At 57.8% G+C, this 16,082-nt stretch carries 6 protein-coding genes; all 6 read left to right on the forward strand.

From position 1 onward, the window contains the following. Position 1 precedes the first annotated feature (1 nt). The 6 genes from MOQ06_RS01945 to MOQ06_RS01970 all read left to right on the forward strand — a co-directional run bounded on the left by MOQ06_RS01945 (position 2) and on the right by MOQ06_RS01970 (position 16,038). Positions 2-9,904, forward strand: a complete 9,903-nt coding sequence (locus MOQ06_RS01945) for a hemagglutinin repeat-containing protein (protein ID WP_242170403.1) — start codon at positions 2-4, stop codon at positions 9,902-9,904. Then, the gene (locus tag MOQ06_RS01950) at positions 9,891-10,193 is read left to right on the forward strand and encodes a hypothetical protein (protein WP_242170405.1); all 303 of its coding nucleotides are present in this window, start codon (positions 9,891-9,893) and stop codon (positions 10,191-10,193) included. Before MOQ06_RS01945 ends, MOQ06_RS01950 begins: the two co-directional genes overlap by 14 nt. A 219-nt stretch (positions 10,194-10,412) precedes the next feature. Beyond that, a complete protein-coding gene (locus tag MOQ06_RS01955; protein WP_242170408.1) occupies positions 10,413-11,090 on the forward strand; it encodes a hypothetical protein in 678 nt (225 codons plus the stop codon). Positions 11,091-11,540: 450 nt separating this feature from the next. Beyond that, on the forward strand, positions 11,541-11,942 hold the full coding sequence (locus MOQ06_RS01960) for a hypothetical protein (RefSeq protein ID WP_242170411.1): 402 nt from the start codon (positions 11,541-11,543) through the stop codon (positions 11,940-11,942). Positions 11,943-12,223: 281 nt separating this feature from the next. Continuing rightward, positions 12,224-12,853, forward strand: coding sequence for a response regulator transcription factor (locus tag MOQ06_RS01965; protein WP_176609439.1), 630 nt, complete (start codon positions 12,224-12,226; stop codon positions 12,851-12,853). Continuing rightward, a complete protein-coding gene (locus MOQ06_RS01970; RefSeq protein WP_242170413.1) occupies positions 12,850-16,038 on the forward strand; it encodes a transporter substrate-binding domain-containing protein in 3,189 nt (1,062 codons plus the stop codon). The genes MOQ06_RS01965 and MOQ06_RS01970 overlap by 4 nt, the downstream gene beginning before the upstream one ends. Positions 16,039-16,082: the final 44 nt, after the last annotated feature.

Raw genomic sequence — 16,082 nt, forward strand, 5'->3', positions numbered from 1 at the left:
GATGATGAAACAGGATCAGGTTCGTTTTTCGCAGCGCGCGCTGAGCGCGTTACTGAGCGTGCTGCTGGCGACGCAGCCGCTGCTGCCCGCGATGGCCGCAACCATCACCCCGTCCGGCAATACGCAGATGGACAGGGCGGCCAACGGCGTGCCGGTGGTGAATATTGCCACGCCGAATCAGTCCGGTATTTCCCATAACAAGTACAACGATTACAACGTCGGGAAAGAGGGGCTGATCCTCAATAACGCCACCGGGCAGCTCAACCAGACCCAGCTTGGCGGAATCATTCAGAATAACCCCAACCTGAAAGTCGGGCAGGAAGCCAAAGGCATCATCAACGAAGTCACCGGGACTAACCGCTCGAATTTGCAGGGCTATACCGAAGTGGCGGGCAAGGCGGCCAACGTCATTGTGGCGAACCCCTACGGCATTACCTGTAACGGCTGCGGGTTTATCAACACGCCGAATGTAACGCTCACCACGGGTAAACCGGTGCTCGATGCCGGCGGTAAGCTGCAATCGCTTGACGTGACCAAAGGCGCCGTCACCATCGAGGGTGCCGGGCTGGACGGCAGCCAGAGCGATGCGGTATCAATCATTTCTCGCGCCACCGAGATTAATGCCCGGCTGCATGCGAAAGCGTTAACGGTTATCGCCGGGGCAAACCGCGTGGCGGCGGATGGCAGCGTGAGCGGGCTGAAAGGTGAAGGTGAAGCGCCAAGGGTCGCCGTAGACACCGGTGCGCTGGGCGGTATGTACGCCAACCGCATTCGTCTTGTCTCAAGCGAAAAGGGGCTGGGCGTTAACCTTGGCAACCTGAACGCGCGTCAGGGCGATATTGCGCTCAGCAGCGCCGGAAAAGTGGTGCTTAAAAACACCCTTGCCAGCGGCAGCACCACGGTTACCGCGTCGGAGGTGACGTTAAGCGGCGACCATAAAGCGGGTGGCGACATCAATGTTTCCGGCCAGCAGGCCGTGACGCTCGCTCAGGCCCGTCTTGCCGCCGATAAAAACCTCCAGTTAACCACCAGCGGCACGCTGGCGCAGAACGGCGGGTCGTTCATGGCGGCAGGCGACGCGACGCTTGCGGCAAAAAACCTTACCCAGAGCGCAGATGCTCAGGCGGGCGCCGGCCGTCACCTTGCCGTGAACAGTGCTGAAAACGCGGTGCTTAACGGCTCTGCCGCCGCAGGCCAGCGGCTGTCGGTTAAGGGCGGCGAGCTGGTGCAGCGCGGAAATCTCAGTGCCTCAGAGATTGCGCTCAGCGGTAAAACGCTGACGCAAGAGATCAGCAGCACAACCAGCGCCAGCGGAAATATCACGCTTACCACGTCCGGCCATAGCCAGCTGAACGGCAGCAATGCCGCCGGACGATCCCTCGCCGTCAGCGCGGGCAGCCTCGCCAACCACGGCACGCTTGCAGCCGTTGCGGATAACCGGATTAACACCGGCACGTTCAGCAATACCGGCACCGTTCAGGGTAACGGCCTGACGGTTTCAGGCACCGATATCGCCAGTACCGGCACGCTGAGCAGCGCCTCCACGCTGGACATTACGGCCCGCAATATCACCCTTTCCGGGGACACCGGCGCGAAGGGCAAAACTACCGTGACCGCGAGCGGTAAGCTGGACAACGGCGGCAACCTTCTCAGCGACGACGCGCTTACGCTGAAGGCGGCGCAGATCGTCAACCGCGGCACGCTCTCCGGCGCCCGGGGGCTCAGCGCCTCAGCAGGAACATTCACCGCCAGCGAACGGTCGGTTACCCACAGCGATGGGGATCTGACGCTGAACAATACCGATACCGCGCTTGCCGGTGAAACCAGCGCTGGCGGCACCGTAACCGTGCTGGGTGACAGCCTGAAAACCGCCGCCACCGCGCAGACGCAGGGCAGGAACGTCAGCGTGGACGTACAGCGCGCGCAGCTTGAGGGGACTCAGGCCGCGAAAGATAACCTCGTCCTCAGGGCTACTGGCAGCCTCAGCCACGCGGGGAAATCGTCGGCGTCAGGGCTTAAGGCTGACGTCGGACATCTTAGCAACAGCGGAACCCTGACGGCCTCCTCCCTTACAATCGACGGCGCTGACGTCATTAACGGCGGTCTGATCCACGCCGAAAAAACGCTTTCACTGGTCACCCGCCTGCTGGATAACCGCAGCAGCGGGGTGCTGTACAGCCCGGCGGCGCTGTCGCTTTCGCTCCCAGAACTGAAAAACGCCGGCATTATCACCAGCGACGCCGCGCTTTCCCTGTCCGGTGCAGCCCTGACCAACAGCGGCGAGCTGAGCGGCGCTTCACTCCTCGTTGACTACGACGCGCTGAATAACGCCGCGGGTGGTCTGCTGCTGGCTCAGGGGGCAAACCGCATCACCGCGCGGTCTGTGTCCAGCGCGGGCAGCATCGTGGGCAGCACGCTGGCCGTGAATGCCGGGCGCCTCGAAAGTGCCGGTCTGTTACAGGGCGATAGCGGCCTGTCCCTGACTGCCGAAGAGATGGATTTACTGGCAGGCTCCCGCACGCTCGCGGCCGGGGATCTCAGCCTTTCAGGCACCACGCTCACCACCGCAGGCCAGCTGCAGGGAGAGAACATCAGCCTCCGTGGTCGCGACTGGAATAACAGCGGAAGTACACTCGCCACCGGCTCGCTTGACGTCTCGGCCAGCGGAACGCTCAGCAATACCGGCGATCTGATGAGCCAGGGCGCCACCACGCTGAATGCCGTCAATACCGTGAATAACGGCAGCCTGCTGTCGGCGGGCGATCTCTCGCTCGCGGGGAATACGCTGCGCAACAGCGGTACGGTTCAGGGAAATCGGGTATCCGCTCATCAGGACAGCATCGCGAATAGCGGAACGATTACCGGGATTGCCGCCCTGACGCTGGCAGCCCGCCTGGAGATGGCGGCGCCGCTGCTGTCGCTGGTCAATGACGCGTCGGGATCGTTGCTGTCAGCGGGCGACGTGTCCGTGACCGGCGGCGATCTGCGCAACGCGGGGCAATGGCAGGGGAAACGGGTATTTATTGATGCGCAGACGCTTACGAACGGCGGTGCGATCCAGGCGGCAGATTTACTGGATGCGCACATCAGCGGCACCCTTACCGGCACGGTCGGGAGCAAAATTACCTCCAATGGCGAACTGGCGCTCTCAGCGCTGACGCTGGCAAACAGCGGACAGTGGATTGCGAAGCACCTCACGCTGACGGCCGGTTCGCTGACCAACGGCGGCGAAATTACCGGTGTCGATGCGCTGTCTGTCGCCATGAAACAGGATCTGAACAATCTGGCCGGTGGAAAACTGCTGAGCGCAGGCGCGCTGACGCTTGATGCGGGCAGTACGACCAACGCCGGGCAAATCCAGGGGAAAGCGACCGCCGTTACGGCCGGGCAACTTATCAACAGCGGGCGGCTTCAGGGGGAAGGCCTGACCCTGAACGCCGCCGGGACGCTGAGCAATACCGCCGGCGGCGTGCTGCTGAGTGAGAAGGCGCTGAAGGTGTCGGCTGCCACGCTGAATAATCAGGGGACGATACAGGGCGGCGGGGAGTCCGCGGTGAAAGCCACCACCCGCGTGCAGAACGACGGTAAGGTACTTTCTGGCGGCAGCCTCACGCTGACCGCGCCGGAGCTTACGAACGGCAGCAGCGGGCTGGTTCAGGCAGTGAGGCTGCTGCTGGATGTGGTGAATGCGGTGAATGGCGGAAATATCCTTGCAACCGGAAACGCCGAACTGCGCGGCAGCACGCTTGATAACAGCGGCACGCTTCAGGGTGCGGGTTTACAGGCAAATTACCAAAACGTTACCAACAGCGGAACGGTATTTGGCGCCACTTCGCTTACGGTAAACGGTGACGCCCTTGATAATACCGGAAGCGGTAAGCTCTACAGCGGGGATAATTTGCTGCTGGACGTGCGTAATTACAGCGGCAGTGGTGCTGTGGTTTCCCTGGGCGACGCCACGCTGAAACTGATTAACGCGTTCGCTAACACCGGCACCCTGGCAGCAGGTAAAACGCTGTCTGTCTCATCGCAGAATGCCATGACGAACAGCGGCGTAATGCAGGGCAATGCTATTGCCCTCAGTGCGGGCGGCGCGTTCACGAACAGCGGTACGCTCACCGCCGGAAACGGCAGCAGTACCTTCAGCGCGCAGAGCCTGTTGCTCAACGCGTCCGGCTCGCTTCAGGCGGGCGGAGATGTGCAGTTTACCTCACGTGAAAATATCACCGTTAACGGCTTCACCGGCACGGCGGGCAGTCTGACGATGACTGCCGCCGGTACGCTGCTGAACACGGCGCTGATTTATGCGGGCAATAATCTCTCTCTGTTTGCTGCACGTATCCACAACATATACGGCGATATTCTTGCGGATAACAGCCTCTGGATGCAGAAGAATGCTGTCGGGGAGGCAAACGCTGAAGTTATTAACCGCTCCGGTACGATTGAGACCACACGCGGTGATATCACCGTTAATACCGGCCATTTAATCAATGAAGCCGATGGCCTGACTGTCAGCCAGTCTGAACGGGAATACCCGGATGCCATTCCTGCCGCAGATGAACACTACTTTAGTTATGACCTCAACGGCAGACGTTCGGATTTTGTTCTCCTTCTTGAAGACTGGAAAAACGATGGCGGTCAGGTTGTGTATGACTGGTATGAGCATTGCGCCGGAAGTGGCGCAAATGGTAGCGGGCAGTGTGGTGACAGAGTGGATTATCGCCTCACAGGGGAAGATATTCGGCAATTCCTGCTGAGTGAATCTGTTGTGTCCGTATCGGCCACCGGCAGTTCCGCCCGAATGGCTGCCGGGCGTGATATTACGATTAATGCAGGCACGCTGGACAACCGTGCCAGTCATATTCTTGCTGGGCGTAATGCCGTGCTTGCGGGGGAAACACTGAATAACCTTTCTGCTGAAGGTGGACGCCGCGTTACGTACATTCAGGCTGAATACCGTTGTGAGTGGTTTTACCGGGACTGCAATGACAGTAAATGGAAACCTCTGACGCAATATGCAGATGGAAGTTGGGGCTGGTTTGATGAGGACTACGGCTGGTATGGCTGGGTGCCTTACATTCTCGGTGAACGCACGACAGAATTTGTGGCCGATGGCGGTGTATACCGGTCAGTTATCAGTGCTGGTGGTAGCGTCAGTGCAAGCTTTACGAGTGATATCAGCAATACTAACGTCACCGCAAATGCGGGTGAGTTCAGTAATACGATTGATGCCCCAACGCTGAATTCATTCTCGCCTGAAGCTATTGGTAAAGGCCTTAGCAGTGAATCACTGGCACAAGCTGGCAGTACGGACATTCGTCTCCCTGAGCTGCTGGGCAATATCACTGACGCCCTGAAAGACATCTCCGGCGGTTCATCACTTTCCGATCAAAACGGCAGCAGCGGTAACTACCCGCTACCGTCCGGCAATAGCGGCTATTTCGTGCCGTCCACCGATCCCGACAGCCCGTATCTGATTACGGTAAACCCGAAGCTTGATGACCTCGGCAATATGGACGACAGCCTGTTTGACGGACTGTATGGCCTGCTCGGCATCAAGCCCGGCGATGCACCGCGTGAAACCAACAGAGCGTACACCGATCGGAACCAGTTCCTCGGCTCGGCCTATTTCCTCGACAGGCTCGGCCTGAACCCGGATCGCGACTACCGCTTCCTCGGCGACGCGGTGTTTGATACCCGCTACGTCAGCAACGCGATTCTGAACCAGACCGGCAGCCGCTATATCAACGGCATCGGCTCCGATCTCGATCAGATGCGCTACCTGATGGACAGCGCCGCAGAGCAACAGAAAACGCTGGGGCTGAAATTTGGCGTGGCGCTCACGGCGGCCCAGGTTGCCGCGCTTGACCACAGCCTGCTGTGGTGGGAAGCGGCAACCATCAACGGCCAGACGGTGATGATCCCGAAAGTCTACCTGTCGCCGAAGGATGTCACCGTTCACAGCGGCAGCGTCATCAGCGGCAATAACGTCCAGCTGGCGGGCGGCAACGTCATCAACAGCGGCAGTACGATCGTGGCGCAGAATGGCCTGTCCATTGACAGCAGCAACAGCCTGAGCAACCTCAACGCCGGACTGCTGAGCGCAGGCGGCGGGCTGAACCTGAGCGCGCTGGGGGATATCAATAACATCGGATCCACCATCAGCGGCAAAACGGTAGGGCTGGAGAGCGTCGCGGGCAGCATTAACAACATCACCCGCGCGCAGCAGTGGAACGTCGATGCGGGCAATGTGCGTTTCAGTGGCACCGATGTCGGCAAGACGGCCTCCATCACCGCCACCGACGGGCTGACGATGCGCGCCGGACAGGATATCAACGTGACCGGCGCAAACGTGTCGGCGGGCGGCAGCCTGGCCATGGCGGCGGGGAATGATATCAACATCACCGCCAACGAGATTGCGACGAGCGAGGGACGAGCCGGGCGCAACCGCGCGACAACGGAGACGGCGTCCGTTACGCATCAGGGCAGCGCCCTGAGCGCTGGCGATGACCTGACGTTGCAGGCGGGCAACGACGTGAATGCCCGGGCGGCGGCGATGGCGGCGGAAGGCGATGTGGGGATTCAGGCCGGCCGGGACGTGAACCTGCTGGCGGAAGCCAGCTCGCAGAGCGCGAGCCGCCGTGAGAAGAAAAAAACCGTTATCGACGAATCCGTACGCCAGCAGGGAACGGAGATTGCCAGCGGCGGCAACACCACGATCCTTGCAGGGCGTGACGTGTCCGCGCAGGCGGCTGGCGTGACGGCGCAGGGCGATATCGGCGTGGCGGCAGGCCGCGACGTGAACCTGACGACGGCAACGGAAAGCGATTACCACTTCCAGGAGCAGACGAAGACCAAAAAAGGGTTCCTCAGCAAAAAGACCACCCACACCATCGAGGAAGACAGCGCGACGCGGGAGAAGGGATCGCTGCTGAGCGGCGACAACGTGACGGTGTCGGCGGGCAACAACCTGCGGGTGTCAGGCTCGGCGGTCGCCGGAGACGGCGACGTGGCGCTGTCCGCAGGCAACAACGTGGACATCGTGGCGGCCACCAACACCGACACGTCATGGCGCTTTAAGGAGACCAAAAAGTCCGGCCTGATGGGCACGGGCGGCATCGGCTTCACCATCGGCAGCAGCAAGTCCACCCACGACCTTCGAGAGCAGGGCACCACCCAGAGCGAGAACTTCAGCACCGTCGGCTCGACGGGCGGCAGCGTCAGCATTTCGGCAGGCAAACAGGCGCATATCGGCGGGGCGGATATCATCGCACAGAAGGATATCAGCCTGACCGGTGACAGCGTGGTGATTGAGCCGGGGCATGACAAACGCACCCGCGATGAGAAATTTGAGCAGAAGAGTAGCGGGCTGACGGTAGCGCTGTCCGGGGCGGCGGGGAGCGCGGTGAATAATGCGGTCACCACGGCACAGAGCGCGAAGCAGAGCAGCGACTCACGTCTGGCGGCACTGCAGGGTACGCAAGCGGCGCTGTCCGGCGTACAGGCCGGTCAGGCCGTGGCGCTGGACCAGGCGAAGGGCGACTCTGACAAACGCAATAACAACACCATCGGCGTCAGCGCGTCGATTGGATCACAGTCGTCCAAATCCTCATCGCATATGGAGAGCGAGACGACGACAGGCAGCACCCTGAGCGCGGGCAATAACGTCACGATAAAGGCTACCGGAAGCGACATCACCGTGGCGGGCAGCCAGATTAAGGCCGGGAAGGACGTACGGCTTGATGCAGCGCGGGACGTCAACCTGATAGCCTCGCAGGATACGCAGCAGACAACGGGTAAAAACAGCAGCAGCGGTGGCAGCCTGGGGGTCGGGGTGGGTGTCGGCTCCGGTGGGGCGGGCATCAGCATCTCGGCGAACGCCAACAGCAGCAAGGGGCACGAGAAGGGTAACGGCGTCTGGCAGAACGAGACCACGGTGGATGCGGGTAACCGCGTGACCATTAACAGCGGGCGCGACGCGACGATTGCCGGTGCGCAGGTGAGCGGCGAAGCCGTGGTGGCAGATATCGGGCGCGATCTGACCATTGCCAGCACCCAGGACAGCGACCACTACAACAGCAAGCAGAACAGCGTCAGCGGCGGCGTGGGGTACACCTTTGGTGCAGGCACGGCATCCGGCAGCATCAATGTCAGCCGCGACAAAATGACCAGCGACTTTGACTCGGTGCAGGAGCAGAGCGGGCTGTTTGCAGGCAGCGGCGGTTTTGATGTGACGGTAGGCAACCATACGCAGCTCGACGGCGGGGTGATTGCCTCCACGGCGACGGCGGATAAAAATCGCCTCGAAACGGGGACGCTGGGCTTCAGCGATATCCATAACCAGGCGGACTTTAAGACGGAGCACCAGGGCGCAGGCATCAGTTCGGGCGGCAGCATCGGCGAGCAGTTTGCCGGGAACATGGCGAACGCTCTGTTGGCCGGAGGCGGTAACAGTGGCCATGCGGAAGGTACGACGCAGGCGGCGGTAAGCGAGGGGACGCTCATCATCCGCGATAAGGAGAACCAGAAGCAGGATGTGGCTGGCCTGAGCCGCGATGCGGAACATGCGAACGGCAGCATCAGCCCGATATTTGACAAGGAGAAGGAGCAGCAGCGCCTGCAGGAAGTGCAATTGATTGGTGAGATAGGCTCGCAGGCGGTGGATATTGCGAACACGCAGGGGGAGATAAACGGGCTGAATGCAGGCAGAAAAGAGCTTGCAGATAAAGGGATAACCGAGCCGGGGGCGGATGCCAGCGACGAGGCTAAAGCCGCATTTCAGAATGCCCTTCGCGCGACCGGTGCGTATAAGACCACGACGGCGAAATACGGCTCGGGCAGCGACCTGCAGCGGGGTATCCAGGCGGCGACGGCCGCGCTTCAGGGGCTGGCGGGCAGCGACCTGACGGCGGCGCTGGCGGGGGCCTCGGCGCCGGAGCTGGCAAACTATATCGGACATGGTTCCGGGCTGAGCGATGAGGCTGCGGCGGTGGCGCATGCCATCCTGGGCGGCGCGGTTGCGGCGCTGCAGGGGAATAGCGCGGCAGCGGGTGCGGCCGGAGCAGCGACCGGTGAACTTGCGGCGAAGGCGATAGCGGGTATGCTGTACCCTGACGTCAAAGATTTGTCGACGCTGAGCGAAGATCAGAAGCAGACGGTCAGTGCGCTGGCGACGATATCGGCCGGGATGGCTGGAGGGCTTGCTGGAGACAGTACGGGTTCGGCGGTGGCCGGGGGGCAGGCAGGGAAGAATGCGGCTGAGAATAATTCGCTGGCGCATGTTCTGGCAGCAGCGGAGAAAGAAAAACCGGGTACGATAGCGAAATACCAGGCCGCCAGAGAAGCCATTTGTAAGCAAGACCCGCAAGCGTGTCGCCAGGCAGTGAATGAGGCGGCAAGTTTGGGGCTGGATTTTGTGCCAGTAGTCGGTGATATCAAAGGCTTCCACGAGGCTGAAACGGCGCTGGATTATCTTGCTGCAGCGATCGGGTTGATACCGGGTGCGGGAGATGCCGCAGGAAAGACGATCAAGGCAGCGGAAAAGGCGCTGAAGGCCGGGGATGTTGAAACAGCGTCTAAGCTGATAAATAAAGCCAGTGATGAAGTTTATACGACGCTTCCTATGGGAAGTAAACGTAATCCCATGAATCAGCCGAGTAATCCGTCTTATCAACCAGTCAGAAACCAGCCAGCAACGATCAGTAACAGGGAATATTCTGGTCATGCTTTAGACCGAATGCAGGATCGAGGGGTTACGCCTTCTGTTGTCGAAAATACGATTAAAAATGGACAATCAACGCCTAGTCGAGGTGGCACGACAGTACATTTTGATCCTGAGAGTAAAATATCAGTGGTAACAAATGAAACTGGAAGGGTGGTGACGGTTAAATATGGAAACAAATAAGAAAGATATCATCTGTGAATATGCACTGAATTCGCTAGGCGACATAGCTAGTTTCGCAAGGTTTGTCAGCTATGCGGAAGATCTCTCCCAACTAGAGGAATTGTTTGAAAATAATAAGGATAAAGAAGTTTACGAACAAATATGGTTCGAGTTAGAAATCATTAACGCACTTGCTTTATCTCAATGGGAAACCGAAGGGTATCCTTCGGACTGGAAAAAACAGTGGGAATCTGGTTACAAGCAAGATGCGACCCATATCATGGGTGAACTACTTAACTTGTTGAAGTAAATTGAGATCCCGGCCACCGGGCCGGGATCGTTCTGTCAGGCTTTAATCGAAATTTCCGTATCTGCGCTGGATCACTGACAGATTGTTGACATTTAACGGCCGTGGATAATGCAGAATGCAGGGAAACGCCAAATTAGGCCTGAACTAAGTATGAAAGAGCGGTAAGCGTAAGCAAGTAGAAGGATATTCTCCTTCATTATTTTATCTCAAGGAAAGAAAATGAAAGTAACAACATTCACAGTAACTACTTTACTATTCGTTGTAGCGCTAACGGGTTGTGCCAGCAAAATAAAACCTGAAACAGTAACCTCTTCCAATGGTAGTTCAATTGAGATTATGGCTGTATCAGCACAGGCAGATCTTAACAATAACCGTATTGCAGATAATTCACTGCGCGTAGTTACTCCGAATCATAACGCTGTTGGAAAAGGGTTGGCCGTTTTATCTGTGTTAACCGGAAATATAAACCCCAGCAGTTTTGATAATGAAAATTATAAAGGGGAAACAATCGAGTCGCTCAAAAACCCTACTGATACCTATCTCATGCAAGGTGCAAAGAAAAGTATCAGTAAGTGGATGGACTCCCAATCTAGCGGGTATGTTTATAAAGAACAACTTTATATTGGCCATGCTACCTGGGCATTGATTTTTAAAGATGCCACAGCAGCAAATCCCGTTTATCAGCTGAAATATAAGGTAATTTTCTATAAGAAACCTGAGGGTGGAAGTATGTTTTCTGCGTATACTGTAGCTGAATGTTCTCCAGTTCCTGTGGAAGCGAGGCTTTCAGAATGGGAAAGCGAGAATTATAAGAAGGTGACTGTTGAAACCCAGAAATATATGGATGCGTGTATCCTTGAGCTAAATAACCAACTCCCGCGCTTGCTGAAAAAGTAGCATCTGTATTAAAAAACATCCCGGTTTTAACGCCGGGATGTTATCTCTTAAACGTCATTTATTCCTTCTTAATCACCGGTGCATTTCTCAAATCACTCAGCGCTCCTGAAAAGTTTTTAACACCGTGCCACTTTATTTTTTATTGATATCATCACGCTCATGACTTCAAGGTATCCCGTTGATCGAACGTGCATTTGCGAGCCACCTGGTTCTAAAAAATAATTATGGGAATGGCGAAGTGGCTTCGAAAAATATCATTGAATGAATGTTCCTGCGTACGTGCTGAAATTTCTTAATTAGCTGTTACACCTACTCTCATTACCCGTTGCCGCGTTGTCCGCAGGTGTCTTTCAGCTTACCCAGCCCGCTACGCCCTTTTGCCATAAAATTCCTAAAATGTGTAATTTGCCAGCGACATCACTTTATCCTGCTCAGGATTATTCATCTTCCATGTTAAAATACGTAGCAAACAACATTGTTAAAGGACAAACGATGAATATGAAGCTTTCCTTTTTTTGCGAAGATACGGGTTACAGTAAAAAGGATTCTCCTTTATGGACAGATGTATGCGATGCGCTTCACCAGCTCAGGACAAATACTGGAAGCATCAATATTGAAGACGTTGTTAATCAAAAAACGCTCAGCATACATTCTGATGGTAAGCATTTTCTGCTCTCCTTAATTGATGGTAAGGACGATGAAACAAAAATTAAAAGCATTCAAAGTGCCTGTTTTGAAAGGAAAATAAGCTTTGCTTCGCCAGTCTCCTGGAATAGTCCTCGTGACCTGACGGGGGATTTCGATTTTGTGGCTCATGTGTCCAGAACCTTTTTTACTACGGGACAGGTTTAGTGGTTTTTCGCATTAAAAACAGCCCGTTTATATCAGGTTTTTTAATTTTTAGCGCATTGCTAAGATTATTATGAATAATGCGCAATTGATAACGATTTTGTATTAGTTGAGACTGCAATACTGCATCATCCCACCTTTCGCCGTATCGGTAGCTTACCTCTTCCTCGGATTTTCTGAATTATTCTCAAACCAGACAAACCTTCTCCGGATTCATCACATGATAGGCTATGGTATACACCGCGTTATGGAGCCGTTAATGCCTAAGGAAAGAATAAACAACAATGACGAAAATACTGCTCGTGGATGACCATCCGGCAATCTGCTTTGCCCTCAGGGTGCTGCTGGAAAAAAATCCGGATTTTACCGTGACGACATCCTCCGGCGAGAACCTGCTGGCGCTGCTGCACCGGGAGCAGCCGTCGCTGTTGATCCTCGACCTGGAGCTCAAAAATGCCGACGGGCTGGATCTTCTTCCGCGCATCAAGCACCACTTTCCTGCGCTCAGGGTGCTGGTTTACACCAACCAGCCAGCGGGGGTCTACGCGCTGCGTACGCTGAGGGCCGGGGCGAGCGGGTTTATCAATAAAAGCCTGGCGCTGGAGCGCGTCGAGCCTGCCTGTCAGCTGCTGCTGGACGGCTATCACTGTTTCCCGGAAGAGACGTTCGCGAAAGCCGCAGAGGCTACTGAGGTAAAACCTGACGCCCGGGCGCTGCTGTCGCGTTTCTCCGATCGTGAAATTGCGGTGCTGAACTATCTGAAGCAGGGGAGTAGCAACAAGGAGATTGCCGACCGGCTGGCGCTCAGCAATAAAACCATCAGCACCTATAAGGCGCGAATGATGAAAAAAAGCGGCGTTGCCCATTTTGAACAACTTTTCGATCTTCTTGATACCCCAGGGTCAGAGACGTGAGAGCCGTTACCTTTATCCTGCTTTTTTGCCTTGCATTCACCGCGTGCGCCGCGCAGCAGGAAGCAACTCTTCGCCTGCTGGCGCGTAGCCATGAAAAGGTGATCGAGCCGGGACTCAGCGGCAGCGAATGGCGCTGGGTGCGCGAGCATCGCAAAATCCGTATGGCGGTCTGGGAGCCGATGATGCCCCCTTACGACATCACCACCGGGCTGAACGATTACGGCGGTATCAATGCGGATTTCACCGGGCTGGTGGCGGAAAACCTCGGTATCGAGATTGACGTTGTGCGCTATCCGACCTATGACGATGCCCTGGCCGCGCTGCGGGCAGGCAAGGCGGATTTTATGCCCCAGGCCGGGAGGCAACAGCAGAAACAGGGGCTGATGCTGAGCGTGCCCTACAGCGACAACATTGCGGTTGAAGTGATTAACACCGATGCCTCGCCCGATGAGCCGGTGAAAAGGATCGCCGTTTCCCCTGTCTACAGCAGCAGCGAGGTGCTGGCCCGCTATCCGGGCGCCAGCATCGTTAAATTCTCCTCCACCCGGCATGCGCTGGAGGCGCTGGCCTTTCGCAAAATCGATCTGTTCTTCAGCGATGCCATCACCGCGCGCTACCTGGCGAGCCAGTCTGCTTTAAGCAATCTCAGCATTCGCCCGGTGGCGGACACGTTCGATGCCTCGGGTTTCTCTTTCGCCGCGATGCCGAAGATGGCGGTCTGGATCGCGATTCTCGACAAGATGCTGATGGCGCTGCCGGAGAACGCGGGCGTGGAGATCCACCGTCGCTGGAGCGGAGGGATCCCGCTCTCACTCAGCGAGGAGCCACCGCCCTATACCTCGCTCGAACATAAATGGATCAAAGAACATTCCCGGATCCGCGTCGCGGTGGCGCAGGATAATGCCCCGATAGCCTTTTTCAACGAGCGCGGGCAGCTGCGCGGCATCCTGGCGGATCTTCTGACCGCGCTGCGCCTGCGCACCGGGTTTACTTTTGAAATCCGCCGTTATCCCAGCCAGGAAGCCGCCTTCAGGGCGGTTAACCGGGGTGAGGCCGAGCTGATTGCCGGCGTGACTCAGGAGGGGATCTGGCAGGCGGATCTCCTGACTACCCGAACCTGGCTGTATAACTCCTGGGTTATGGTTGGGCGCGCGCTTCCCGGAAAGGAGGTGCTTCAGCCACGCGTGGTGAGCCTGCGCGGTGAGGCGCCGGACGGCTGGCTTGGCAGGCAAAACAGCGGGCAGACGGCGAAGGTCGATACCTGGTGGCAGGGGTTTAACAGCGTGCTGAATGATAAAAACGACATGATGGTTGTGCCGCTTATCATTGCAAATGCCCAGCTCAGCCGTAAAGAATTTGCCTCACTGAAAATATTAGCCAGCATTGATGCCGAGCCGCTGCGCTTTGCGTTTGGCGCGTCGCGGGAGGCCTGGCCGCTGATCGGCATTCTGAATAAAGCGCTGATCAACATCCCGCCCGAGGATCTCCATGCCCTGACGCGTGGCGGCAGTACGGGCAATGTGTTTGCCTCTGTGTCGGCGTCCGCGCTGTCCAAGGCGTGGGCGGTGACGTTCATCCTCGCAGGCACGGCGCTGCTGGCGCTGGCGGCAGGGTGGATTTACCGTCGGCGGCGCATCCGGCAGGCGCGCATCCGGAAGCTTATTCAGACGCTGCGCGCGGCGAAGCATCGCGCAGAGCGTGCCCGTCGCGGAAAAAGCGCCTTTCTGGCCACCATGAGCCATGAAATCCGCACGCCGGTCAGCGCCATCATCGGCATGCTGGAGCTGGTGATGAAACGCCCCGACAATGCCCCGCAAAACCCGCAGTCGATACGGGTTGCCTGGGACGCGGCGCAGTCGCTGTTGCTGCTTATCGGGAATATCCTTGATGTGGAGCGGATTGAGTCCGGCCGTCTGGTGCTCCGCCCGGAGCGCGCTTCGCTTCGAAATCTGATAGAAGGCACCGTGTCGCAGTTTGAGGGGCTGGCCGCCCGGAAATCATTGAAGCTGCTGCTGGAAATAGATGCGGCCCTGAAAGGGGACGTATTGACAGACGTGATGCGTTTTCGCCAGATCGTCACCAACCTGCTGGGTAACGCCATAAAATTCACCGACTGCGGTCAGGTGATGCTGCGCGCGCAGCCGCAATGGCAGAACGGCGAGTTTATGCTGCTGGAGCTGACGATAGCAGACACCGGCGAGGGCATGGACGACGAGACGCAACGGCGCCTGTTCCGGCCTTTTATCCAGGGAGAGAGCCGCAACAGGGCTCAGGGCAGCGGGCTGGGGCTCTATATTTGCCGCCAGCTCGCGGACATGATGGAAGGGGATCTCACGCTGAACAGCGTGCCGGGCGAGGGGACTGCGGTCACGGTAACGCTCAGGCTGCCCGTCATGGCCGCATTGCCGGAGAAAGAGGCTAAGGCTTCTGTCCCGCCCGGCAAGCGCGCTGCGTTGACCGTTATGGTGGTAGACGACAATCCGGCTGGGCGGATGCTGCTTGCCCAGCAGCTTGAGTGGCTGGGGCATGGCGTCACCCAGTTCGACAGCCCGAAAATGCTGATCGAGAGCCTGGCAACCCGACGGCCGGACGCGGCGATCGTGGACTGCAATATGCCGGAAATGAGCGGCTATGCCCTGTCGCGCATCATCAGTGAACGTTACCCGGACGTCGCGGTGTTTGGCATGACGGCGGACGCGCGCGAGTCCGTCCGGGATGAGGCCCGGGAAGCAGGAATGCGCGACTGTATCTTTAAACCGGTCACGCTCGCGGCGCTGGAAAACCTGCTCGCCTCCCTGATCCCGTCCGGGAATTCCCCTGCGGTTGTTCATCCCTCCCTGACGCTGCCCGCGGCGCTGCTGGACGGCAAGCATCTGACGACGTTTCTGGATCTTCAGATAACCGTGCTGGAGGAGACGCTGCGCGATATCGCGCTGTGGCGAGACGATCCCGGCACGCCATTGACCGAAACGCTGCACCGGCTGCGGGGCGGTATTCAACTGCTCGGAATGCCGGCGCTGGAAGCTCGCTGCCTTGAGCAGGAGCAGGCCGTTAGCCGTGACGGTATTCGTCAGCTTGAGGAGGATATTCAGGCCCTGAAGGGCGCATTACAGCACTGGCGCGAGACGGGACTACAGCCGGGCAAGACCGTCCTACAGCAGAATGAGGACGGGCGTACAGCGTAAGCGCCCCGCCCGCCGGGGTACGCTTTGATTCGAGGACATTCACG

The sequence above is a fragment of the Enterobacter sp. I4 genome (genome assembly GCF_022669095.1).
In the GTDB taxonomy this organism is placed as follows: Bacteria; Pseudomonadota; Gammaproteobacteria; order Enterobacterales; family Enterobacteriaceae; genus Enterobacter; species Enterobacter pasteurii.

Excerpts from the sequence above, each read along its gene's own strand:
- MOQ06_RS01950 (WP_242170405.1), top strand. The coding sequence starts at position 9,891 with ATGGAAACAAATAAGAAAGATATCATCTGTGAATATGCACTGAATTCG.
- MOQ06_RS01965 (WP_176609439.1), top strand. The coding sequence starts at position 12,224 with ATGACGAAAATACTGCTCGTGGATGACCATCCGGCAATCTGCTTTGCC.
- MOQ06_RS01955 (WP_242170408.1), top strand. The coding sequence starts at position 10,413 with ATGAAAGTAACAACATTCACAGTAACTACTTTACTATTCGTTGTAGCG.
- MOQ06_RS01960 (WP_242170411.1), top strand. The coding sequence starts at position 11,541 with ATGTTAAAATACGTAGCAAACAACATTGTTAAAGGACAAACGATGAAT.
- MOQ06_RS01945 (WP_242170403.1), top strand. The coding sequence starts at position 2 with ATGATGAAACAGGATCAGGTTCGTTTTTCGCAGCGCGCGCTGAGCGCG.